At 64.5% G+C, this 23,004-nt stretch carries 23 protein-coding genes and 1 tRNA gene; 13 read left to right on the forward strand and 11 right to left on the reverse strand.

The features are described from left to right. Positions 1 to 195: 195 nt before the first annotated feature. A complete protein-coding gene (locus ACVWZ8_RS03630) occupies positions 196 to 600 on the reverse strand; it encodes a tautomerase family protein (RefSeq protein WP_426976216.1) in 405 nt (134 codons plus the stop codon). A gap of 163 nt (positions 601 to 763) precedes the next feature. Here ACVWZ8_RS03630 and ACVWZ8_RS03635 point away from each other — a divergent pair, with 163 nt between their 5' ends. From ACVWZ8_RS03635 to rbsD, 8 genes are all read left to right on the forward strand, one after another. After that, entirely contained in the window at positions 764 to 1,129 is a 366-nt protein-coding gene (locus tag ACVWZ8_RS03635; protein ID WP_456503823.1) for an ArsR/SmtB family transcription factor, read from the forward strand. Beyond that, a complete protein-coding gene (locus ACVWZ8_RS03640; protein ID WP_456503824.1) occupies positions 1,126 to 1,599 on the forward strand; it encodes an SRPBCC family protein in 474 nt (157 codons plus the stop codon). The genes ACVWZ8_RS03635 and ACVWZ8_RS03640 overlap by 4 nt, the downstream gene beginning before the upstream one ends. A 205-nt stretch (positions 1,600 to 1,804) precedes the next feature. After that, positions 1,805 to 2,833, forward strand: a complete 1,029-nt coding sequence (locus ACVWZ8_RS03645; RefSeq protein WP_456503825.1) for a LacI family DNA-binding transcriptional regulator — start codon at positions 1,805 to 1,807, stop codon at positions 2,831 to 2,833. 5 nt (positions 2,834 to 2,838) lie between these two features. Further along, the gene (locus ACVWZ8_RS03650) at positions 2,839 to 4,392 is read left to right on the forward strand and encodes a sugar ABC transporter ATP-binding protein (RefSeq protein ID WP_456503826.1); all 1,554 of its coding nucleotides are present in this window, start codon (positions 2,839 to 2,841) and stop codon (positions 4,390 to 4,392) included. A 62-nt stretch (positions 4,393 to 4,454) separates the two neighbouring features. Further along, positions 4,455 to 5,426 carry an ABC transporter permease gene (locus tag ACVWZ8_RS03655; RefSeq protein WP_456503827.1) on the forward strand — a complete coding sequence of 324 codons (972 nt, stop codon included), beginning with the start codon at positions 4,455 to 4,457 and terminating at the stop codon, positions 5,424 to 5,426. A gap of 63 nt (positions 5,427 to 5,489) precedes the next feature. After that, positions 5,490 to 6,434, forward strand: a complete 945-nt coding sequence (locus ACVWZ8_RS03660; RefSeq protein WP_456503828.1) for a substrate-binding domain-containing protein — start codon at positions 5,490 to 5,492, stop codon at positions 6,432 to 6,434. After that, positions 6,431 to 7,357 carry a ribokinase gene (locus ACVWZ8_RS03665; protein WP_456503829.1) on the forward strand — a complete coding sequence of 309 codons (927 nt, stop codon included), beginning with the start codon at positions 6,431 to 6,433 and terminating at the stop codon, positions 7,355 to 7,357. The genes ACVWZ8_RS03660 and ACVWZ8_RS03665 overlap by 4 nt, the downstream gene beginning before the upstream one ends. Further along, the gene (rbsD, locus tag ACVWZ8_RS03670) at positions 7,354 to 7,737 is read left to right on the forward strand and encodes a D-ribose pyranase (protein ID WP_456503830.1); all 384 of its coding nucleotides are present in this window, start codon (positions 7,354 to 7,356) and stop codon (positions 7,735 to 7,737) included. Before ACVWZ8_RS03665 ends, rbsD begins: the two co-directional genes overlap by 4 nt. Before the next feature lie 155 nt (positions 7,738 to 7,892). Here rbsD and sucD read toward each other — a convergent pair whose 3' ends face one another. The 5 genes from sucD to ACVWZ8_RS03695 all read right to left on the reverse strand — a co-directional run bounded on the left by sucD (position 7,893) and on the right by ACVWZ8_RS03695 (position 15,587). After that, positions 7,893 to 8,795 (reverse strand): succinate--CoA ligase subunit alpha, encoded by a 903-nt coding sequence (gene sucD / locus ACVWZ8_RS03675; protein ID WP_426976212.1) that lies wholly within the window; start codon positions 8,793 to 8,795, stop codon positions 7,893 to 7,895. 12 nt (positions 8,796 to 8,807) lie between these two features. Further along, positions 8,808 to 9,977 (reverse strand): ADP-forming succinate--CoA ligase subunit beta, encoded by a 1,170-nt coding sequence (gene sucC, locus ACVWZ8_RS03680; protein WP_456503831.1) that lies wholly within the window; start codon positions 9,975 to 9,977, stop codon positions 8,808 to 8,810. 225 nt (positions 9,978 to 10,202) lie between these two features. Beyond that, positions 10,203 to 11,534: a glycosyltransferase gene (locus ACVWZ8_RS03685; protein WP_456503832.1), complete on the reverse strand. Its 1,332-nt coding sequence runs from the start codon at positions 11,532 to 11,534 to the stop codon at positions 10,203 to 10,205. A gap of 169 nt (positions 11,535 to 11,703) precedes the next feature. Then, complete coding sequence (pcrA, locus tag ACVWZ8_RS03690; protein ID WP_456503833.1) at positions 11,704 to 14,229, reverse strand: DNA helicase PcrA; 2,526 nt, start codon at positions 14,227 to 14,229, stop codon at positions 11,704 to 11,706. A 500-nt stretch (positions 14,230 to 14,729) separates the two neighbouring features. After that, on the reverse strand, positions 14,730 to 15,587 hold the full coding sequence (locus ACVWZ8_RS03695) for an inositol monophosphatase family protein (RefSeq protein WP_456503834.1): 858 nt from the start codon (positions 15,585 to 15,587) through the stop codon (positions 14,730 to 14,732). 78 nt (positions 15,588 to 15,665) lie between these two features. Here ACVWZ8_RS03695 and ACVWZ8_RS03700 point away from each other — a divergent pair, with 78 nt between their 5' ends. Then, the gene (locus tag ACVWZ8_RS03700) at positions 15,666 to 16,319 is read left to right on the forward strand and encodes a hypothetical protein (protein ID WP_456503835.1); all 654 of its coding nucleotides are present in this window, start codon (positions 15,666 to 15,668) and stop codon (positions 16,317 to 16,319) included. Between the two features lie 95 nt (positions 16,320 to 16,414). Here ACVWZ8_RS03700 and ACVWZ8_RS03705 read toward each other — a convergent pair whose 3' ends face one another. Beyond that, entirely contained in the window at positions 16,415 to 17,440 is a 1,026-nt protein-coding gene (locus tag ACVWZ8_RS03705) for a hypothetical protein (RefSeq protein ID WP_426976206.1), read from the reverse strand. A 200-nt stretch (positions 17,441 to 17,640) separates the two neighbouring features. Here ACVWZ8_RS03705 and ACVWZ8_RS03710 point away from each other — a divergent pair, with 200 nt between their 5' ends. Further along, positions 17,641 to 17,793 carry a hypothetical protein gene (locus ACVWZ8_RS03710; protein ID WP_426976205.1) on the forward strand — a complete coding sequence of 51 codons (153 nt, stop codon included), beginning with the start codon at positions 17,641 to 17,643 and terminating at the stop codon, positions 17,791 to 17,793. Positions 17,794 to 17,925: 132 nt separating this feature from the next. Here ACVWZ8_RS03710 and ACVWZ8_RS03715 read toward each other — a convergent pair whose 3' ends face one another. The 3 genes from ACVWZ8_RS03715 to ACVWZ8_RS03725 all read right to left on the reverse strand — a co-directional run bounded on the left by ACVWZ8_RS03715 (position 17,926) and on the right by ACVWZ8_RS03725 (position 21,018). Next, positions 17,926 to 19,443, reverse strand: a complete 1,518-nt coding sequence (locus tag ACVWZ8_RS03715) for a putative bifunctional diguanylate cyclase/phosphodiesterase (protein WP_456503836.1) — start codon at positions 19,441 to 19,443, stop codon at positions 17,926 to 17,928. Continuing rightward, a complete protein-coding gene (locus tag ACVWZ8_RS03720) occupies positions 19,433 to 20,008 on the reverse strand; it encodes a DUF7793 family protein (RefSeq protein ID WP_426976203.1) in 576 nt (191 codons plus the stop codon). The genes ACVWZ8_RS03715 and ACVWZ8_RS03720 overlap by 11 nt, the downstream gene beginning before the upstream one ends. Positions 20,009 to 20,229: 221 nt before the next feature. Then, positions 20,230 to 21,018 carry a hypothetical protein gene (locus ACVWZ8_RS03725; RefSeq protein ID WP_456503837.1) on the reverse strand — a complete coding sequence of 263 codons (789 nt, stop codon included), beginning with the start codon at positions 21,016 to 21,018 and terminating at the stop codon, positions 20,230 to 20,232. A gap of 95 nt (positions 21,019 to 21,113) precedes the next feature. On the opposite strand from ACVWZ8_RS03725, the gene ACVWZ8_RS03730 reads away from it, so the two are divergent. The 3 genes from ACVWZ8_RS03730 to ACVWZ8_RS03740 all read left to right on the forward strand — a co-directional run bounded on the left by ACVWZ8_RS03730 (position 21,114) and on the right by ACVWZ8_RS03740 (position 22,104). Next, a tRNA-Arg gene (locus tag ACVWZ8_RS03730) sits at positions 21,114 to 21,186 on the forward strand. Between the two features lies 1 nt (position 21,187). Beyond that, a complete protein-coding gene (locus ACVWZ8_RS03735) occupies positions 21,188 to 21,703 on the forward strand; it encodes a DUF6314 family protein (protein WP_456503838.1) in 516 nt (171 codons plus the stop codon). Then, positions 21,700 to 22,104 carry an NUDIX hydrolase gene (locus tag ACVWZ8_RS03740; protein ID WP_456503839.1) on the forward strand — a complete coding sequence of 135 codons (405 nt, stop codon included), beginning with the start codon at positions 21,700 to 21,702 and terminating at the stop codon, positions 22,102 to 22,104. The genes ACVWZ8_RS03735 and ACVWZ8_RS03740 overlap by 4 nt, the downstream gene beginning before the upstream one ends. A gap of 160 nt (positions 22,105 to 22,264) precedes the next feature. Here ACVWZ8_RS03740 and ACVWZ8_RS03745 read toward each other — a convergent pair whose 3' ends face one another. Beyond that, the gene (locus ACVWZ8_RS03745; RefSeq protein WP_456503840.1) at positions 22,265 to 22,951 is read right to left on the reverse strand and encodes an HAD-IA family hydrolase; all 687 of its coding nucleotides are present in this window, start codon (positions 22,949 to 22,951) and stop codon (positions 22,265 to 22,267) included. Between the last annotated feature and the right edge of the window lie 53 nt (positions 22,952 to 23,004).

Raw genomic sequence — 23,004 nt, forward strand, 5'->3', positions numbered from 1 at the left:
CCTTTCTCGTTTGAACTCTGTACCTCTACACAGCTGGGGCTTCGGTGCTTTGCGGGCCGGCGTGAGCCGGGACACATCCACTACTTTGCCCTAGAATTCATGTCCTGTCAAAGGTTTGTACTGACATATTTACAACTTGCCATGGGGTCCCCACATGGTGCCGAAGACAGGCGTTCCGGGAGGCGAACCCGGGTTCTATTTCTTGGGGACGGCCAGCTCGCCGGTGACATACTGGGCGCGGCCAAAACCAAAGGACCAGTCCTCCGCACTGTTCTCGACATAGCCGATGAACACATCCTCGCCGCCGACACCCATGGCCGCCAGCTTCCCGGCAATGGCAGCAAACAGGGACTGCTTGGACTCCCGGCCGCGTCCGCCCTGCGTGAAGATCTGGATCATCACCACATCCGGCGTGCGCTCGAATCCGAGACCGGCGTCCTGGGCGAAGATCTGCCCCTGGGGGTGCTCGGTCAGCACATGGAAGTAGTCCCGCTCCGGAATGCCATATTCGGCCAAGATGGCGTCGTGGATGCCCTGACTGAGCGCGCGGAGCTGCTCGGGACTGCGGCCTTGGTTGACGTCGATTCGTACGAGGGGCATTCGCTTCTCCTTCATGGTTTGTCCTGACATACTAACAAAGTACGAAGACGTAGGGCAAGAGTTTTCTGCCGCGGGCCATTGCAGATAGCGAAGGCCAGGCGTAGCGTTAACAACCAAGAGGTTGATAAATGAAACGATTGATTACAAGGAGGCGCGGAAACACATGGATTCTGGCGACGACGAACAGCTCGACTCGGCCTTCCTGGCCCTCGCCGACCCCGTCCGTCGCCGCATCATCGCCCGGCTCAGCCGGGGTCCGGCCACCGTGAACGAATTGGCGGAACCTTTCGCGATCTCCAAGCAGGCGGTCTCGAAACACATCCAGGTCCTCGAGCAGGCGCAGCTGGTCACTCGTACCCGTGACGCCCAGCGCCGGCCCGTCCACCTGAACCCTGCACGGCTGGAGGCGCTCACCTCATGGATCGACCAGTACCGGCTGGTCCGCGAGGGGCAGTTCCGCAGCCTTGACGCCGTGCTCCAATCAAACGCCGCGGCACGCGGCACGCAGGCAAAGGACGAATCATCATGACCAACGCCCTGAAAGTCACTGTCCCGGAGGGACTGCCCTACATCGATTTCGAGCGGGAGTTCGACTTTCCCGTCGCCGATGTCTTCCGGGCCCACATGGAACCTGAACTCGTGGCCCAGTGGCTCGGCCCGCGGCGGCTCCGGATGGAGATCGACCACTATGATTTCCGCACCGGCGGCAGCTACCTCTACCACCACATTGGCCCGGACGGAGTCCCCTACGGATTCAGCGGCGTCTTCCACACGGTCCGTGAGAACGACTTCGCCATCCAGACCTTCGAGTTCGACGGCTACCCGGACGTGGTCAGCATCGAGTTTCTGACCTTCCAGGATCTTGGCGGCGGACGCACCCGGCTGACCGCCCACGCGGTCTACCCCAGCATGGACGCCCGGGACGGCATGGTCCAGTCCGGCATGGAAGGCGGACTGTCCGAAGGCTACGAACGGCTCGAGGAAGTCCTGGCCAAATAGCACTTAAAGCACGACGGCGGCCGGTCACCTTCATTGAGAAGGTAGCCGGCCGCCGTCGCGTCCGAAGCTCCGCTCCCATTTAGTGATGTTTGACACAATCCGACGCAGTGTCCTACACTCATGGAATCCATTCCATGGAATCGGTTCCACGGATTGTCTGGCAAAAATTAGCACCTGAAACGGCCCACACGAAGGAGTGTCTGAGATGACCACAGTCACCATCAAGGACGTCGCAGCACTGGCCGGAGTCTCCCCTGCCACGGCATCACGGGTGCTGTCCGGACACCCCGCGACGTCCAGTGGTTCCAGGGCAAGGGTTACCGCCGCCGTCGAGCAGTTGGACTTCCGCCCCAATGCCCAGGCCCGTAGCCTCCGATCCACTAGAACCAATGTTGTTGGTCTCCTCGTCTCGGACGTGCGCAACCCGTTTTTCGCCGATCTGGCGCACGCAGTGGAGCAGGCGGCTCTTGAAGCGGGGTACGTCATCTTGCTCGGCAACGCCAATGAACTCGAAGACCAGCAGAATCGCTTCCTCGATACGCTCATTGATCAGCGTGTGGACGGTGTGATTGTGGCGCCTCAAGGTGACGGCAGCGGTTCCATCCGTTCGCTTCTCAACCGCGGGATTCCCATGGTTTTTGTTGACCGAAGGGTGGACGGTGTTGATGTCCCCAGCGTTACGACGGACAGCCGCGAGGGAATAAAGCAGGCTGTGGCGCACCTTGCGGACCAGGGGCACCGCCGGATCGGATACATCGCCGGACCGCAATCGATTTCCACGGGCCGGGAGCGCCATAGCGCTTTCACCGATGCGCTGCGTACGGCTGGACTCGACCACGACCCGGCGCTGACAGCATTCGGAGACTTCCAGATTGCCAGCGGCGCAGCCGCCACTGAACAGCTGCTTCAGCTCAACTACCCGCCCACGGCCATCCTCGCAGCCGACAGCCCCATGGCTGCCGGTTCCGTCTCCAAATTGCATGAGATGGGCCTGCGGATCGGCCGTGATATTGCTCTCGTTGCGTTCGACAATATCGATTGGTTTGCTCTGCTCAATCCCCCGTTAAGCGTCATTTCGCACAGCGTTGAAGACATGGGCCGGATTGCCGTCGAGCTATTGGTGAACGTCATCGGCGGCGGCCAACCTGCTTCCGTCTCGCTGCCAAGTGAGCTCATCATCCGCGAGTCCTCCTCCCACCGCCTTCCGGCTCCGCTGAACCACCCAGAGGAATAACTGATATGACTGATCAATCCGCCAACCGCGACGCCGCGCAGAACCCAGGCCAGCCGCTGGTCACACTTAAAAACATCAGCAAGTCCTTCGGCCCCGTCGCTGTCATCAAAGGCGTCACCGTCAATGTCTATCCAGGCAAAGTACAGGTGCTCCTCGGTGAAAACGGCGCAGGAAAATCCACGCTGATCAAAATCATGGCCGGCGTTTACCAGCCGGATAACGGTCAGATTCTTATTGGCGGCAAGGCTGTCACGCTCCCCAATATCCGTGCGGCAGAAGCTCATGGCATTGCCACCATCCACCAGGAACTGAATCTGGTGCCCAGCATGAGTATTGCTGAGAACATCATGCTGGGGCGCACACCGAAGAAGTACGGCATGGTGGATCGGCGTGAATTGCGCCTCCAAGCCAAGGCTGCCCTGGACCGGATTGGTCTCAACGTTGACAGCGACACTTTGGTCGGTGAATTGGGAATCGCCCAGCAGCAGCTGGTGGAAATTGCCAAGGCGTTGAGTATTGACGCCCAAGTGCTGATTTTGGATGAGCCGACGGCGGCCCTTACCAAGCATGAAACAGAGAACCTGTTTCGGGTCGTCGAGGAGCTCCGGACGCACCAGGTGGGCATGCTGTTCATCAGCCATCACCTTGAGGAGGTTGCCGAGATCGGCGATTCCGTCTGCGTACTGCGCGACGGCGAGTTCATCGCCGAGGTGCCCGGCTCGACCCCCGAAGACGAACTGGTCCGGCTGATGGTTGGCCGCAGCATCGACGAGCAGTTTCCGCGACGCGCTGAGGAGGACGCCTCGGACCAGAACGTCCTCAGCGTCGAAGGACTGAGCTCGAAGGGCCGGTTCAGCGATATCTCCTTCAGCGTCAAGGCCGGCGAAATCGTAGGAATCGCAGGCCTGGTCGGAGCAGGGCGAACGGAGGTCATCCGCGCTATCGCCGGCGTCGACCGCCACGACGCCGGGACCGTGAGCGTACGCGGCACGAGGCTCCCCAAAGGCGACGTCGGAGCGGCGATTGCTGCCGGCGTCGGGCATGTTCCCGAAGACCGTAAGGTCCAGGGGCTGGTATTGGACGCCTCCGTGAACGAAAACCTTGGCTACGCCACGTTGAAATCCAGCTCGAAGCTGGGCTTGGCGGACTTTGCCGGCCAGCGACGCAAGGCCGAGGAGATTGCCAAGACCCTGCGGATCCGGATGCACAACATCGACCAACCCATCAGGTCCCTCTCCGGCGGCAACCAACAGAAAGCTGTCTTCGGCCGCTGGATCATGGCCGGCTCCACGGTTCTGCTGCTGGATGAGCCCACCCGCGGCGTCGATGTGGGCGCCAAAGTGGAAATTTACGAACTGATGAACCAGATCACGGCTGCCGGCGGCGCCGTCGTGATGGTGTCCAGCGAGCTTCCCGAAGTACTCGGAATGAGCGACCGCATTCTTGTGATGCGCGACGGCGAAATTGCCGGCGAACTCTCAGCCGCCGATGCCACGCAGGACGCCGTCATGACACTCGCCGCGCGGGATATCGACCCCCAAACGGATGCAAAGCCATGAACCAGTCCTCAACAACCCCACTGAACTCACAAGACGCGCCAAACCAGACAAGGAAAACCAAAATGTCCACAGCCACCCAGGCCCAGCCTAAGCCGGGCTTCGATATCAAGAAGTTCCTGGCCAACAATGGCGCCCTGGTGGGCCTGTTGGTCTTGGCCCTCGCACTGTTCATCATTACCCCGGATTTCCTCACCGGCCCTAACCTCCTGAATATTGGCATTCAGGTTTCCACCATTGCCATCCTCGCGTTCGGCATGACCTTCGTCATTGTGGCCGGCGGGATTGACCTTTCAGTGGGCTCAGTGGCAGCCCTCAGCGCCATGGTCTCCGGATACATGTTCGTTTCCGCGGGACTCCCTGGTGGGCTCGCACTCCTGATCGGCCTGCTGACCGGCTTGGTGGTTGGCGTGGTCAGTGGCCTTGCCAGTTCCTACGGAAAACTGCCATCGTTCATCGCCACTTTGGCCATGCTCAGCATCGCCCGCGGCCTGACGCTCGTCATCTCGGACGGAAAGCCGATCAAAACCGCTCCGGAAGTTTCCTTTCTCGGCGGAAGCATTGGCCCTGTCCCCACACCCATCATTGTGATGATCATCGCTGCCGGAATCGCCTCCTTCATCCTGAACCGAATGGTCATTGGCCGCTCCATGTATGCCGTTGGCGGCAATGCCGAGGCTGCCCGGCTTTCCGGCCTACCAGTCAAGCAAATCACCGTGACCGTGTTCGCCTTGGCCGGGCTGTTCGCTGCCCTGGCCGGCCTGCTGCTCGCCGGCCGCTTGGACTCAGCCCAGCCGCAGGCTGCTGCGGGCTATGAACTTGACGCCATTGCCGCCGTCGTCATCGGTGGAGCATCGCTGGCAGGTGGTCTCGGGAGAATCTCCGGAACCATCGTCGGAGCACTCGTGCTCGTGGTCATCCGCAATGGCCTGAACCTGCTGAACGTCACATCGTTCTGGCAGCAAGTAGTGATCGGCTTGGTCATTGCCCTGGCCGTCGGCATCGACGTTCTTCGCCGCAAAACCCGCTCCAGCTAGCAACCTCCCACGACTTTCATCTCCCCACAACAAACAACCTCCCCACGAAAAAAGGAAAGAACAATGAAGCTCTCACTCCCCCGCACCGTGGCCATTGCAGCCACTGCCGCCTTGCTCCTCACAGGAGCCACCGCCTGCAACCGAGGCGGCGATTCTGCCACCGGCAGCAATCCCAAAGCAGTTCTGGCCCTTTCCACCTTGAACAACCCGTTCTTTGTTGAGGTCCGCGATGGCGCCTTGGCCGCAGCCAAGACGGCCAACATCCAGCTGGATGTTGTTGATGCCCAGAACGATTCAGCCACCCAGGCCAATCAGCTGGCCAACGCCCAGACGGCCGGTGCGAAAGCCGTGATCGTCAACCCGGTCGATTCAGACGCCGCCTCGGCATCCGTATCGGCCCTGACCAAAGCAAACATTCCCGTCGTGGCCGTGGACCGCACGGTTAACGGCGTGACCCTGAGCTCGCTCGTGGCCAGCGACAACGTGGCCGGCGGCAAGCAGGCTGCCATTGAACTCGCCACTGCACTGGGCAAGAAGGGCAGCATCATCGTGCTCCAGGGTGTTGCCGGAACCTCCGCCAGCCGCGACCGCGGCGCCGGTTTCACTGAGGGCATGAAGGCATTCCCGGATATCAAGATCGTGGCTCAGCAGACAGCCAACTTTGACCGGACTGCGGCCCTGGATGTCACCACCAACCTGTTGCAGGCCAACCCCGGCGTCACCGGTGTCTTCGCCGAGAATGACGAAATGGCTTTGGGCGCTGTCCAGGCTCTGGGCGCCAAAGCAGGTGCCGAAGTCAAGGTCGTAGGCTTTGACGGCACCACGGATGGGCTTGCCGCCATCAAGAAGGGCACCCTGGTAGCCAGCGTTGCCCAGCAGCCGGCGAAATTGGGGCAGCTGGCAGTCGAGCAGATCGCCAAGATCCTCAAGGGTGAAAAGGTTGAAGAAACCGTACCGGTAAGCGTTGTCACCGTGAACAAAGCCAACGTTGGCGAATTCAGCAAGTGACAGAACAGCAGGCCGGGAAAGTCACCGTAGTCGGTTCCATCAACATTGATCAGGTGGTCCGGGTAGAGCGTCATCCGCTCCCGGGCGAGACCCTGCTGGGCAGCTCTATTATGCTGCTGCCCGGCGGCAAGGGCGCCAACCAGGCCGTGGCCGCCGCTCAGTTAGGGGCCACTGTGAGCCTCGTTGGGGCGGTGGGAGGCGATTCAAGCGCCGCCCTGGCCACAAGCCTGCTGAGCAAGGCGGGCGTGGATCTCGGTGCTGTCAGGACGGTGGACGGCCCAACCGGGCTGGCGCTCATCTGTGTAGCGGACGGCGGCGAAAACACCATCGTGGTCATCCCCGGTGCCAACGCCTCGATGGACGCTCAAGCCGTTCAGGCTGCAGCGGCGCAGATAGCGGAAGCCGCCGTCGTGGTTTTGCAAGGTGAAATTCCTGCCGACGGAATCGCGGCAGCGGCCGCGTTGGCGTCCGGCCGGGTGCTCTTGAATCTGGCTCCGGTTGTGTCCATTGACGCTGCCGTCATCCGCTCGGCAAATCCCCTGGTGGTCAATGAACACGAGGGCGAGCTGGTGCTTTCACAGCTGGATCCGGAGGCGGTAAATCCCGCCGATGACGAAGCATTGGTCAGTGCGCTCCGGGCGCAGGGCATAGCTTCAGTTGTGCTGACCAGAGGCGCCCGCGGCGCCATTTGTTCGGACGACGCCGGCACGTTCCTCGTGCCTGCCCCGCGGGTCAGCGCTGTGGACAGCTCCGGCGCAGGCGATGCTTTTGTCGGCGCGCTCAGCGTCCGCCTAGCTGCCGGAGAGTCGCTGCTGGACGCTTCGGCCTTTGCGGCCAAAGTCGGCGCCTTCGCGGTGCAGGGCCACGGAACCCAGCCTTCGTACCCGAAGCTGTCCGATCTCCTTCCGGAGCCGGCGCAGTGAAGCGCGGCGGAATTCTGCATGCCGAGCTCAACGCGGCCGTGAGCCGCCTGGGGCACGGAGATCTGGTGCTGTTGGCGGACTGCGGCATGCCGGCGCCCGCCGGTGTTCCGGTGGTGGATCTGGCACTAATCCATGGTGTGCCCCGTTTCGAACAGGTACTGACTGCTCTCCTGGACGATCTCGTCTTTGAAGGCAGCGTCATGGCCCAGGAGGTCCGCGGCACCGAGGCGGAAGGGTGGGTCAGCAGCCGCTTTGAGCAGGTGAGCTACGTCAGCCACAAGGAGCTCAAGGAGCTGTCCGGCTCTGCCAATCTGTTCATCCGCACGGGCGAGGCAACCCCGTACGCCAACGTTCTGCTCGAATGCGGCGTCCCCTTCTAGATTGATTTCCGCTTAACGTTCGACGGCGGCTGCTCACCTTCCCGGGGAAGGTGAGCAGCCGCCGTCGAACGTTAAGCAGCAACGCGGGGCCACTTTCGGCGTGCTCCACCCGATGGGATGGGATGGGCCGTAAGGGACCCCGCGTTGCTTCGGACCTAGAGGGTCGCGAAGACCTCGCGCAGGAGCGTGGCGGTCTCGGACGGCGTCTTGCCGACCTTGACGCCGGCAGCCTCAAGGGCTTCCTTCTTGGCCTGTGCGGTGCCCGCGGAACCCGAGACGATGGCGCCTGCGTGGCCCATGGTCTTGCCTTCCGGAGCGGTGAAGCCAGCCACGTAACCGACAACCGGCTTCGTGACGTGTGCCTTGATGTACTCGGCGGCACGTTCTTCGGCGTCGCCTCCGATTTCGCCGATCATGACAATCGCCTTGGTCTCCGGATCGGCTTCGAATGCCTCGAGGGCGTCGATGTGGGTGGTGCCGATGACCGGGTCGCCGCCGATGCCGATGGCGGTGGAGAAGCCGAGGTCGCGCAGTTCGTACATCATCTGGTAGGTCAGGGTGCCCGACTTGGAGACGAGGCCGATGGGGCCCTTGCCCGTGATGTTGGCCGGGGTGATGCCGACGAGGGCCTCGCCCGGGGTGATGATGCCGGGGCAGTTCGGCCCGATGATGCGGGTGACCTGCTTGCCGTCGGAATCGACCTTGGACTGGGCCAGTGCCCAGAACTCGGCGGAGTCCTGGACCGGGACGCCTTCGGTGATGACGACGACCAGGCCGATGCCGGCCTCGATCGCCTCGACGACGGCGTCCTTGGTGAAGGCCGGCGGCACGAAGACGATGGAAACGTCAGCGCCGGTCTCCGCGATGGCTTCCTTGACGGTGCCGAAGACCGTGATCTCCTTGTCGCCGTGCACGACCGTGCTGCCGGCCTTGCGGGCGTTGACGCCACCGACGATGTTGGTGCCGGCCTTCAGCATCAGGGCGGTGTGCTTGGTGCCTTCGCCGCCGGTGATGCCCTGGACGATGACCTTGGAGTCCTTGTTCAGATAAATAGACATAGTCGGGTCCCTTTACTTCGCTGCGTTGGCGAGCTCGGCAGCCTTGTCGGCGCCCTCGTCCATGGTGGCGGCCAGGGTAACCAGCGGGTGGTTGGCCTCGGCCAGGATGCGGCGGCCTTCCTCGACGTTGTTGCCGTCGAGGCGGACGACCAGCGGCTTGTTCGCGGAGTGGCCCAGTTCGGCCAGTGCACCGACGATGCCCTTGGCCACGGCGTCACAGGCGGTGATGCCACCGAAGACATTGACGAAGACGGACTTGACCTGCGGGTCACCCAGGATGACATCGAGGCCGGCGGCCATGACCTCGGCGGACGCTCCACCGCCGATGTCCAGGAAGTTGGCGGGCTTGACGTTGCCGTGGTTCTCGCCGGCGTAGGCGACGACGTCGAGGGTGGACATGACCAGCCCGGCACCGTTGCCGATGATCCCGACTTCGCCGTCCAGCTTGACGTAGTTCAGGTCCTGCTCCTTGGCCTTGGCCTCGAGCGGGTCGGCGGCGTCCTTGTCTTCAAGGGCCGCGTGCTTGGGGTGGCGGAAGCCGGCGTTCTCGTCGAGGGAGACCTTGCCGTCGAGGGCGACGATGTCGCCTGCACCGGTGAGGACCAGCGGGTTGACCTCCACGAGGGTGGCGTCTTCCTTCTTGAAAACGTCCCAGAGCTTCAGGATGACACCGGCGACCTTGCCGCGCAGTTCCTCGGCGAAGCCTGCCGCGGCAACGATTTCGTCTGCCTTGGCCTGGTCGATGCCGACGGCCGGGTCGATGGCGATCTTGGCCAGGGCTTCGGGACGCTCGACGGCGAGCTGCTCGATTTCCATGCCGCCTTCAACCGAGCACATGGCCAGGTAGTTGCGGTTGGCCCGGTCCAGCAGGACGGAGAAGTAGTATTCCTCGGCGATGTCCGCACCCTGGGCAATCATCACTCGGTGAACGGTGTGGCCCTTGATGTCCATGCCGAGGACGTTGGTGGCGTGTTCGAACGCTTCGTCAGCGGTCTTGGCGACCTTGACGCCGCCGGCCTTGCCGCGGCCTCCGGCCTTGACCTGCGCCTTTACGACAGTTACGCCGCCGATTTTCTCGGCAGCTGCCTTTGCTTCTTCAGGGGTGTGCGCCACGATGCCAGCAAGCACGGGTACACCGTGCGCCTCGAACATATCGCGCGCCTGATATTCAAACAGGTCCACGGGTTAGTGTCCTTCTACGTCGAAGTAGTTTCTGTACAGCCGGACCCCACGTTCTCGCGGTTACCGGGCTGCGGGATAAACGCACCCTGCGACTGGCTCGGAAACGAGCCACACGGCGCAATGCTCCTCTTTCGAACTCTAGTCGTTCCTTGGGAGAAGCCCGTCCCAGAGTACCCGTTATGTGAGTAAGGACACTATTCTATGGAGCGTAGAAAAACCGCTAGATTACGGGCTTTTTGGGGCCTCTGACGGCGTCCCGGTGGTTTTTTTGCCGTGGGCCCGGACCGCATTTTCGATGATTTCCAGGGCGGCGCCCGCGCTGTCCTCGGCTTCGAACTGCCGGCGCATAGCCTGTGCACGCGCCCTCCAGGCGGGATCTGAGAAGACCTTCTGCACCGCGGCGGCGAGGGCTTCGGTACTGGGCGACTCGGTCCGCAGGTTGATGCCAACTCCGGCGTACTCAACCCGCGCATTGACGTCGCTCTTGCCCTCATTGATTCCTGCCGCAATCACCGGCACCCCGTGGGACAGGCTCAGGAGCACACCGCCGAAGCCGCCGTTGGTGATGAACACGTCCGTTGAGGCAAATGTCCGGTCGAAGTCGACGAAGTCTTCCACCAGAATATTGGGCAGCGGGTAGCGCTGCCTCAGTTCCTGCGTCCCGGCCCCTCCCGTGGCCACAACAACCAGGGCGTCCGTGTCCTTGAGCGCCTCGATGGCCGGAACAATGAGCTTGCCGTGGTCCTTGTTGTCCACGGTCCCCTGCGTCACCACCACGGTGCGGGCGTAGTGCCGGGGAAGTTCAGCCGAAGGGGCCTCGGCCTCGGTGTCCGCACGGTAGGGAAGCACGGCGCCGACGTACCGGACCTTGGGATTGACGTTCCGGCGGGGGAAATCGATTGCCGCGGTGCCCGTCTGGATCACGGCGTCGGACCAGCGGTAGGGTTCGTCGGTTATGGGCCCGCGCTTCGGGGTGCGGAGGCCGTAGTGCTCCAGCTGCCTGACGTAACTGACCCGGGCGGGTTTGAGGACGAGCTGTTCCGATACAAGCCGGGCACCCGCATGGAGCAGCTTCTGGGGAAGGGTCCGCGCCGGTGAGAAGCCGAAGAACAGCGGAGGAACCAACGGGTCGCTTTCCATGTTGCCAACAGCCACGAAGCTGACAACCGATTTGCCCAGGATGGTCGAAACAAGCCGCTGGACAAACATTGCACTGTCCATCACAACAGCGTCGAACGGAAACGTGCTGTGGATGTCCCGGATGTCCTCGAAGAAATTGGACACGTTGCTGGCAAAAATCCGCTCGCCGTCAAACCGTATGGCCGCGGGCCCTTTCAGCCTGGCTCTCTCCGGATACAGCTCGTTGAGGTTGTCCGCGGTGTGTTCAATAGCCCGGTCGAACGGAAAATGCCGGATGCCCAGCTCCCTGAGCTTCTTGTTGAACACGGGACCTGTGTACCACGCGACCTCATGCCCGGCCTCGGCCAGGCGCACGCCGATGCCGGTCATCGGGTTGAAGTGGCCGGCGATCGCCTGGCTGGCAAGCAGAATCTTCACGTGGGCTCCTTGGCGGGACCTGCGGCGGGAGGGTGCCGGCCGCGGCACTTCTGCCACGACTGTATGCCCCCGCATTCCCAGCCACAATGCCCCTGCCGCGTGTAATGCGGCTGCCCGCCAAGCTGCGCCCGTGCCGGCGGGGCGCTCCTAGCCCGCGGCGCAGACGCTCCTAGGCGTCCAGCTTTGTCAGCGGCGCGTACCGGAGCAACAGGCGCTTGTCTCCGATTTCGAAGCTGACCTTGGCCACGGTCTTGTCCCCCGCGCCCTCGACGGCCAGGACGGTGCCGTTGCCGAAGCTCGTGTGGTTGACCTTGTCCCCGACTCTGACCGCGACGATCTCCTTCTGCGGCTGCACGCGGTTCTTGGCGATGGCGGCCGGGACGTCGGCGTTGAAGCCTGCGGACGGGCTGGCCTCGGCGCCGCGGGCGGCACCGGCGCCCCAGGACGATCCGCCGTAGCGGCTGGAGCCGATCGAGGCACCGCTCCCCCAGCTGCCGGTCTCGCGGTTGGAGCCTTCGCGCTTCCATTGCACGAGCTCGGCGGGGATTTCCTCGATGAACTGGCTCGCGGGGTTGTACTGGCTCTGGCCCCACATGCTGCGCACCTCGGAGCGGGTCAGGTACAGGCGCTTCCGGGCACGGGTCAGGCCCACGTAGGCCAGCCGGCGTTCCTCGGCCAGTTCCTTGGGGTCCGTCGCGGAGCGCTGGTGCGGGAACAGCCCGTGTTCCATGCCGGTGAGGAACACCACCGGGAACTCCAGCCCCTTGGCGGTGTGCAGCGTCATCAGCGTGACGACGCCCAGGCGCTTGGCCTCGGCCACGGCCACGGCTGCAACTATGTCTTCGGCGGTCCCCGCCGGCGCGTCCGGGATCTGGTCGGCGTCGGCCACGAGGGACACCTGCTCCAGGAAGGCGCCAAGGGAGCCTTCGGGGTTGTCGCGTTCGTATTCACGGACGACGGCGACGAGTTCCGCGAGGTTCTCCACACGGGACTCGTCCTGTGGATCGGTACTGGACCGCAGCCCGGCGAGGTAGCCGGTCTGTTCCAGGACGGCCTCCAGGGCCGCCGCCGCACCGGAGCCGGAGGCCACTTCGGCGAGGTCGTCGAGCAGTTTCACGAAACCCTGCACCGCGTTGACGGACCGGGTGGCCATGCCGGGCGCCTCGTCGGCGCGGCGGGCGGCGGCCATGAAGGAGATCCGGTCGCGCTGGGCGAGCGAGGCCACGGCGCCCTCGGCACGGTCGCCGATGCCGCGCTTGGGTTCGTTGAGGATCCGGCGCAGGTTGACGTCGTCGTCGGGGTTGACCAGCACCCGCAGGTAGGCGAGCGCGTCCTTGATCTCCTTGCGCTCGTAGAAGCGGGTTCCCCCGACCACCTTGTACGGCAGCCCGACCCGCACCAGGACGTCCTCGATGGAGCGGGACTGGGCGTTGGTGCGGTAGAAGATCGCGACGTCGCCGGGGCGGAGGTTGTCCTCGTCCTGGAGGCGGTCGATTTCCTTGGCGATGAACTGGGCTTCGTCGTGCTCGTTCTCGCCCACGTAGCCGATGATCTTGTGGCCGTCGCCCTCCGCCGTCCAGAGCCGCTTCTCCGGCCGGTTGGGGTTGCGGGAGATGACCGAGTTGGCCGCGCTGAGGATTGTCTGGGTGGAGCGGTAGTTCTGCTCGAGTTTGATGGTGCGGGCGTCCGGGTAGTCCTCCTCGAACTCCACGATGTTGCGGATATCGGCACCGCGGAACGCGTAGATGGACTGGTCCGAATCGCCGACGACGGTGAGCTCGGCCGCACCGGGGCCTTCGCCGACGATCTCGCGCACCAGGGCGTACTGGGCGTGGTTGGTGTCCTGGTACTCGTCCACCAGGACGTGCCGGAAGCGGCGCCGGTAGGAGTCTGCCAGGGCCGGGAAGGCCCGGAACATGTAGACGGTCTCGGCGATCAGGTCATCGAAGTCCATGGCGTTCGCCTGGCGCAGGCGCTGGGTGTAGCCCGTGAAGACCTCGGCGACGGCCTGCTGGAAGGGATCGTTGTGCTTGGCGCTGGAGGCATAGCCGTCCGCGTCGATCAGCTCGTTCTTGAGCGCTGAGATCTTGTGCTGGATGGCCTTGGGCGCGAACTTTTTGGGATCGAGGTCCAGGTTCTTGGCCACGAGCGTGATCAGCCGCAGCGAATCCGCGGCATCGTAGATGGAGAAGTTGGAGCTCAGGCCGACGTTCTTGGCCTCGCGGCGCAGGATCCGGACGCAGGAGGAGTGGAAGGTGGAGATCCACATGGTCTTGGCGCGGCCGCCGAGCAGGGCTTCGATCCGCTCCCGCATTTCGGCCGCGGCCTTGTTGGTGAACGTGATGGCCAGGATCTCGCCGTGGTGCGCGCGCTTCGTGGCGATCAGGTAGGCGATCCGGTTGCTGAGCACCCGCGTCTTGCCGGAGCCGGCGCCGGCCACTATCAGCAGGGCGCTGCCGGCGTGCTTGACCGCTTCCTCCTGCTCCGGGTTCAGCCCCTCCAGGAGCTCCTCCGCGCTGGGAAGCCGGGGGCGGTCCCAGTCCCCCGCGGTGCCGCTCTCGGCGCGGTTGGGGTCCCACCCGGCAGGGGATCCCACGGCCGCTGTGCCCGTTCCGGCGGACGATTTGGTGGCCGCCGCCATCTTGGAGGCAGCTTGGAAGGGTCCGTCGGCGAAAGGGTCAAACAACATGTCCATGGTGTTAACAAGTCTAGGCGGTGCCAGTGACCGCGGAGTCCGCCCCCGCGGGGACATGCCCTCCCCTGCCCGTCTCCGCTGGACATATGCCCCTCATGTCCATTCCTCGCAGCCAAGAATGAGCATGTCCCACGGAATTCGAGGCGAGGATTGATCATGTCCAGTTCACGCATCAGGGACCGGGCGTGTCCGGTCCAGGTGCAGGACGTGACATGTCCAGTCCTCGCGCCCTGGATTGAGCATGTCCCCCGCACTCGCAGACCCCGGAGCAGCATGTCCACCCTTGTCCGCGACCATTGGCCACTGAGCCGATATGTCCACGCACCGTGGCCAAGAATGAGCATGTCCCACGGGGGACCCCGAGGGTGACTCAAGCATGTCCACGCACCGTGGCCAAGAATGAGCATGTCCCACGGGGGACCCGGAGCGTGACTCAAGCATGTCCACGCACCGTGGCCAAGAATGAGCATGTCCCACGGGCGCGGCGCGGAGTCCTGAAGCTAGCCCACGGAGCCTGACTCAAGCGCGGCGCGGAGCTGCCGGACCGCCGTCGTGCCTCCGGCAAGGAACCACTCCAGTCCGTTGACCCGGACGACGTCGGCCGCGCCGCCGGCCGCGAGGACGATCGCCTTTCCCGGCAGCCAGTCCCATTCCGGGCAGCTGTGCTGGAACCAGCAGCCCAGCTCGCCGTCGGCCACGCGGCCGAGGTCGCACGAGCCCGAGCCGAACATCCGCAGCGTGGCAGCGGACGTTGCAGCGGCGTGCCAGGGCATGGCGCACATCGGATCGGCGAGCCAGCTGGGGTGGATGTAGCTGGCGACACCGAGTTCGGACAACGGAGTGTCCGAACGGCCCCCGCTGTCGGCGCCCCGCGGCTGGAAGGCGGTCAGCCGTTCCCCGTTGAGCGTTGCGGTCCGGGCCGTCCCGCCGAGCCAGAGCTTCTCCTCCTGCGGCTGGAAGACCGCACCCAGCAGTACCCCGGAGGCGTCCTTCAGTGCAATCGCCGAGCACCAGTACGTCGACCCGTGCAGGAAGTTGTACGTTCCGTCCACCGGATCGATGACCCAGGTGCGGCCGCTGGCGCCGGCCACGGAAGCGCCCTCTTCACCGAGAACGCCGTCGTCGGGGCGGCAGCGCTGGAGCTGTTCCAGGACGTAGGCCTCGGCAGAATGGTCGGCGGCGGTGACAACATCCGAGATGGACGTCTTCTGCCGTCCTTCCAGCCCGGCCTGCCGCATCAGCAGCGCCAACTGGCCGGCCTCCCGGACAAGGGCTTCCGCCAACTGGTAGTCATCCAGGCCGGGGTCGAGATCTGCGGTGCTGTGCCGGCCAAGCCGGTGTTTTCCTAGTTCGGTCACGCGTTCCAGCCTATCGGCGGCGGATGGCGGTGAACAGACAGCGCCGGCCCCGCGGCCCGGGCGGGCGATAATGGAGCCATGGCCAAGACACCCGCACAGCGGATCAAGAAGCACGGCGCCAATGCAGCCGTCCCTCAGCACCACCTGCCGTCCGTGATCAATCCCAGCACCAGCCGGACCCCGCAAAAGGCGCAGAACAACAGCAACCTGATCGTGATCGCCGGCGTCGTGGCCAGCCTCTTCCTATTCTGGTACCTCCACCTGCTCACCCTGAACCAGCTCACCCAGCTCTCCGGCGGCCTGCCGATGCCGGACTCGCTGATCGGGGGCTTCGACCAGGGCTTCGTGGAGCGGCTGCGAGACGCCACGGATCCGGACGCCCGCGGGCAGCTCAACTACATCCACAAGACGGCAGGCACGCTCTTCCCGCTGATCTTCGGCTTCAGCTGGCTCCTGCTGATCGGAACGAACGTGGCCCGAAAACCCCTGCGCTGGGCGCTGTGGGCCATTCCGCTGCTCTTCGCCGCCGTGCGGCTGTGGGGCAACACCGCCATTGACGCCATGATGTCCGCAGACGCGGTCGACGCCGGCCAGGTTGCCCTCGCGTCGGGGCTCACCGTGGCCGGCTGGGTGCTGCTGGTGCTGAGCCTCGTGGCAGGTGGCGCCGCGGTGTTCCTGGGCCGGAAATCCGCCTCCCCCGCGGTCCGGTCCGCGGGACATGCCCAGCCCTAGTCGCGGCCCGTGGACATAGTCCCGCTATGTCCATCCCTCGCGGCGTCCAGGGGGCATGCTCCACCGGGATTGGTGAAGGATCCGCGGGCGGAGGCTCAGGCCTCGGCTGCGAGGAAGCCCCGGGCCTGATCCGCACGTTGCTGGGCGCCGGACCCTTCGAAGTGGTCTGCTGCCCGAAGCAGGTTCTCCCCGGCCGCATCCGCGTTTCCAATCGCAAAATGTGCCCGGCCCAGCAGCAGGCACGCCTCGCCGAGGATCTGGGGTGAAGGCTCGTCCGGCTCCGCACAGATCTGGTCCAACAATTCGATTGCTGCGGTGGCCTCACCGGCCAGAAATTTCCAGTGGGCCCGGTTCAGCTTCATCAGCAGGTAGTCATTGGCGCTTCCGCCGATGACATCCGTGGCTAGCTCCGCTCGTTCGATGCAGCGCAGGGTGTCGGCGTCGGCCACGTCGGCCGCGAGCCGCATGGCTGCGGAGGCCCTGTTGAACTTCGCCCAGATGTCCAGGTTCCTGGCGGGCGAAAGAGTGGCCGCCGCGAGCTCGTGGTAGTGGAGACCTTCCTGGACTTTGTTGCAGAGAAAGGCGACGTTTCCGATGACCCAGTAACCCTTGCCCACCAGTTGATCGTCGACTTCGGCTTCGATGGCCTCGGCGAGCGCGAGGCTTTCGGCCCAGGCTTCCTCGAGCCTCCCGCTGTCGGCCAGGGCGGCAATCAGCGCTTGGCGGGCTTTGACATTCGTTTCGATGTCATCCTCATCTGCCACCAGTGCCACGGCTTCCCGCGCAGCGTCAGCAGCCCGTTCCAGCAGCCCGGCCCCCTGCCTGGCCTTCGCCAGGAGAATGTAGGCCTGTGCTTCGGGCTGCGATTCGGTCGCGGAACGAGGACCGGCAACCAGCGAGCACGCCAGAGCAGCGCAGGCCTCGAAGTCCTCGGCGTCCAGGAGGTTCTCGGCCCGGAGGAACGTCATGTTCCACCACGAATCCATATCACCTTCATTGCGGGCTATTTCCGCGGCATCCTGGGCACTGCTGGCTGCTTGAAAGAAGGCATGGTTAGTCCGGTGCTCGTATGCCTGCAATTCAGCGGCGGCGTACAACGGCGAAACGGAGTTCAATGGCATGCCTCCATTATCCGTTGCCACGCAAGCGGAAATGAACAAACCCCGCAAGCAGGAACGGCGAAAGATTTGGGCAGGAGTCGCGCCGATAGCACAGTATCGAATATTGCGGCCGTAATTGTTATACAACGGCGTGTCTACTCCCCTATACTGACCAAGTACCACATTAGTCACATCAGCCACTTACGTATCAGGAGTCCTTTATGAAGAAATCCCTCGCAACACTCCTTATCGCCGGCGCGCTGGCAGTCGCAGGTCTTTCCGCGACCTCAGCAATCTCGGCTACCGGCGAAAACTCCGGACAGGGCTCCGTGCAGGCAGTCAACTGGTGGCCGAATTCCACCCCGAAGAACTAACCAGCAACAACGACGGCGGGTACCGGATATTGATTCCGGTATCCGCCGTCTTGCTTAATCCTCAAAACGGAGCCTGCGCCTGATGGGCCCGGTCCACCCCTGCTCCGTGGCTGAACAACGCGGCGTGGCTGTTCAGCGGCTGATCAACGCGGCGATCTCGGCCGCAGGGACGGGCCGGCTGAAATAGTAGCCTTGGCCGCTGGCGCAGCCCAGCCTCACGAGCTCGGCCGCCTGCTCGGCCGTCTCGATTCCCTCGGCAATTGCCTTGAGCCCGCAGGCGTGGATGAGGTGCAGTACCGCCGCGACGAAGTTGCTCTGCTCTTCGTCTGAGCCCAGCCCGTCGATCAGGCTCTTGTCGATCTTGACCACGTTGACCGGCAGCTTCCGCAGGTAGCTGATGGACGAATAGCCGGTGCCGAAGTCGTCGATTTCGAGCTGCACGCCGAGTCGGCGCAGCCCGCTCAGGGAGTATTTGTCCACGTCCCCGCCATTGATGGCCATTGATTCGGTCAGCTCCACGATGAGGTTTGCGGCATCCACCCCGGTTTCACGGAGGATGTCGCGCACGTGTTCGATCAGGTCCAGGTTCTGCAGCTCGGTTGTCGAGATGTTGACCCGGACATTGAAGCTCGGGTCAACGTCCAGTTCCCGCTGCCAGTCGCGCAGCTGGCGCACGGCGTTCCGCAGGACCCAATGGCCCAGATCCACGATCATGCCGGTCTCTTCGGCCAGCGGAATGAACTGGTCCGGCATGAGCAGTCCCCGCTCCGGATGGTTCCACCGCACCAGCGCTTCGACGCCTTCGAACTTGCCGGTCGCGAGTGCCACCACCGGCTGGTAGTGCAAGACAAGTTGGTCCTGGCGGATCGCTTCACGCATTTCCGTGACCATCACGCTCTGGAGCCGGCGGGCATACAACAAGGCGGGTTCGAACACCTTGATGCTGCTGTGCGGCTGGGCCTTGGCCGCGTACATGGCGGTATCGGCTTCCATGACCAGATCGTCGACCGACTGCCCCGGCTCGGCAATCCGCAGTCCGATGCTCGTGCCGCAGGTGATCCGCAGGTCCCCGATTTCCAGGCTCTCGCTGAGCGCCTTCAGGATCCTGTTGGCCACGCGTCGGGCCCGGACGAGGTTGGACTTGGGCAGCATGACGGCGAACTCGTCGCCGCCGAGGCGTGCCACAGTGTCAGTCTCGCGGACTGCTTCCTGGAGCCGCCGGGCGATCACGCGGAGGACGTCGTCCCCGGCGCTGTGTCCCAGCGTGTCGTTGATGCCCTTGAACGAATCCAGGTCGAGGATCAGCAGCGCCGGCGGCATTTCACCCCGCGACGTCTCGGCGAGGGCATGGCTCAGCACCGAGTTAAGCGCCGTCCTGTTGGCAAGCTGGGTCAGCGGGTCCGTCAACGCCATGCGCTCAAGCTCAACCTGCGCATCGCGCAGCATTGCCGTGCGGCTTTCCACCCGCTCCTCAAGCTCCTGGTAGATCGTCTGCAGGTCATCAGCCATCAGGTTGATCCCCGCGATGACGGCCGCGACGTCGTCCCGGGCACCCGAGTGGGGGATCCTGGTGGTCAGGTCACCACCGGCAATCCGGACGATACCCTCCACAAGGGCGTGCAGCCTGGGGTCCGGAGGATCAGTCTTCACTCGCGTATAGCCCTAACCACTCGACGGCCTCGGCCTCTGAGGTGAAGAACTGCGCCGGAATCGTCTCTGTCTTTGAGCGGAGCAGATAGTGGGCAATGACGCGGTCGACGGGGCTTTCGCCGACCAGGGCGAAGGCCGATGCCGCGATGGAGGATGCGTACACATGCCGCGCCTCGACGCTGACCCCGACCACACCGGTGATGACAAGCAGGACCGGCATGCGACGGCCGATGGCCAGTGCACGGACCGCCGCTCCGGCAACACGCGCTTCGGCCCCCGCGATCTCCTCGTTGGGCGGCAGCGTGACTTGGATGATCCCGCCGTCGAGCAGACGAACACCGATCGGGGCCGCCGCGCCGGCGGCCACATCCGCAGCAAGCCCGGCGGCCACATCCGGAGCAAGCCCCCCGACCGCAGCAGAGGCAAGGCCCGCGACCACCGCAGAGGCAAGTCCGGCGACCACGCCAGTGGCGAGTTCCGGTACCTCAGCAGGGGCAGGAGCCGGGGCCCCCGTGGTCTCCTCGGGGAGCTGGTCATCGGGCGCGGCGAGCGCTTCAACCGTCATCGGACTGCAGCCCCCTGCGTCGGTTCCGGAAGGCAGTCGCAGCATCAAGGCGCGGCGAGACTAGCTGATCAAACATTCGTCCCCAAAGACTACAAAGTCGGCATTTCGGCGTGCGCTAGAGACAGCTCGCGCACGAGGCACCGGAATTCCGGTGAGTGCCCTTATGATAATGCAAGCTCGGGCCGTTGTGAGACATACGACACCCCGTGGTCGCCTGATCTTCATCCGGCCCGGCCAGCAGGGCTCCTTCTTGCCCTGAGCCCGTTCCGGATGCGCTGGGCAACGACCAACCCCACGGCGGCCATGCCGATGGTGATGGGGTAGCCCATCAGCCGCTCCAGGGTTCCCGGTTCCGGGACCGCCATCCCGGTCACACCAGCGGTGACGAGCGCGCCGAGGGATACCGCACCACAGGCGAGGATGAACCAGCCCAGCGCCGTCTGCCGGATCCACAGCCAGCCCAGGATGAGCAGGGCCAACGCTCCGGCCGCGAAGTACATCACCGCCCCGGCCCCGTGCCAGCCGGACCCTGCGTCCTCGGGCACCAGACCCACAATGACAGTTCCGGTGCCCGCCGTGAAACTGAGCAGCCGTGCGGCAAGTGCGGCAAGTGCGGCGAGAGCGGCGCGCGACAGCGGCCGCTGGCCCGGGCGCCGCGGGATCCGGGCCCCGGGCCGCGCCGCGGTGCACAGAAGGGCGGAGCTCAGCAGCAGGGCGCCGACCACCATGCCGAGGCCCTGGACCACGAACGAGGCGTTCATCAGCAGGTGCGCCGGGGAGCACACGTCCCGGCCGTCAAACACCCCGCAGCCCAGGGCACCGAGATCGCTGATGTAGCCGGTCCGGCGGCTGTACGGATCCCGCCCCGCCCACACTCCGATAACGGCCGCCTCGGCCACGAAATACTGCAGCACGCTGAGCTTGGCGAGGGCGCCGACGTAAAACCTGGTGGACGCCACGTCCGGGATGTAGAGGACGTCCTCGGGGACCGCGGGGGCTGGGGCTGTCATGCCAAGAGCGTAGTACGCCGCTCACTAAGGAACGCTAGTATGCTTATATCCGTGTCCGCACGGGCCGGCCTTGCAGCCGTCCGCCGCGGATGCCCGCCCTCGTAGCTCAGTGGATAGAGCACGGCTCTCCTAAAGCCGGTGTCGTTGGTTCGATTCCAATCGAGGGCACTTGAACCTGCCAGCACCGGGCACCGCTCCGGAATTCGATCTCCGCGGCTACCTGCTGGGCAGCTGGAACGTGGCCCGGACCCTGCTGGACCGGGCCACCGGCACCCGTGGGACCTTCACCGGCGTCGTCCGCTTCACTCCCCTGACCCGCGCCGACGGCACAACAAACAATCAGGACGAGGACGGCGGCCTCCGCTTCCGCGAAGAAGGCACCATTGCCTGGCCGTCCTTCAGCGGGGAACCTTTCACCGGACCGGCGAGCCGGGAGTATCTGCTCCGGCCCACCGAGGCCCGCGCCACGATGGACATGTTCTTTCCCGACGGCCGCCCGTTCCACCGGATGGGGTTCGGCACGGCCAGCAGCCACGCCCAGCACTGGTGCGACCCGGACACTTACCAGGTGGGCTACACCCTGATCGGGCGGGACGATTTCCGCTACCGCTGGGATGTCACCGGACCGGCCAAGGACCAGCTGATCGAATCCGTACTGCACCGGATCACAGGAACCCCGGCGTGAATCCCCTCATTGTTGTTTCCGCCGTCTGCGTCTTCGACGGCGCCGGACGACTCCTGACGGTCCGGAAGCGGGGCACGGACAAGTTCATGCATCCCGGCGGCAAGCCCGAGGCCGGCGAAAACGCCGCCCAGACGGCAGCCCGGGAGCTGGCGGAAGAGGTGGGGATCGTGCTTGCGCCGGAAAAGCTGAAGCTCCTGGGAATCTGGCTCGCGGACGCCGCCAACGAGGCCGCCACACAGATCGAAGCCACCGTCTTCACCGCGCCCGGGGTGTGGAGCGCTCATCCCTCCGCCGAGATCGCCGAAATCCGTTGGCTGGATCTGGCCGTCGAGCTGCCGGACGATCTCGCGCCCCTGATCACCGACCACGTGCTGCCCGCCCTCGAGGCCAGCCGGCCCTAGACGCCTTGTGGCTTACCAGCGCGACGGGAGGTCCTGGGTTGGTTGAAATCGCGGAACGGCACGCACACATCTCGCAGGTCACCGTCCATCCTGAATACGCCCGGCCCCTCTCAACAACCCGTCGTTAGGCTCCGCCAAGCACAGCCTGACTCTTTCACCGTCAGGAACCGGTGCTCAGCCGGATCCCTTTACCTGTCTCAAGGAATCTGAGCCCGGTCAGGCCGGGAAGCACAAGATCCGCTTCCAGGTCGTGGGCTGGAAAAGTTCCTGTCACAGCAAGGGTCGCGCATCCGGCCGCTCGGGCTGCCATCAGCCCAACGGGGGCGTCTTCGACGACGAGGCAGCGGGCGGGGTCAGCACCAAGCCGGCGCGCGGCCAGGAGATACCCTTCCGGATGAGGCTTGCCTTCGGTGATGTCATCGAAGGTGACCAGGACGGGCGGGGGCTGCAGTCGCGCCGCCCGGAGGCGGGCATCAGCCAGGCCACGTGTGCAGGAAGTGACGATAGCGATTCGGTTCGCGGGAAGGGTGTTCAGAAGTTCGGCGGCGCCATCCAGCGCACGGATGCCGCCGGTGTCATCGGTCTCGATCTCTATGATTCTGGCAAGGGATTCTTCGACTCGATCTGCGCCCATGAGAGAGGCCACGATGGATCTGGCCGGCTTGCCATGATCAGCGTGCCGGTAATCCATCAGGCCCTGTTCCTTCGCCCAGCGGACCCATGACCGTTCCACCGCCGCGGCGGAGTCGATGAGCGTGCCGTCCATGTCGAACAACACGCCGTCGAATGTGCGCCCCGCGAGTCCGGCTGCCCCGGGGAAGGTTGGCCCTGGCATAGTGACATCCATGTTTTTTCCTTGATAATTAGCAGTTGGCGGGCCGGCGATGCTGTTGCACCAGG

The sequence above is a fragment of the Arthrobacter sp. UYCu723 genome (genome assembly GCF_054059215.1).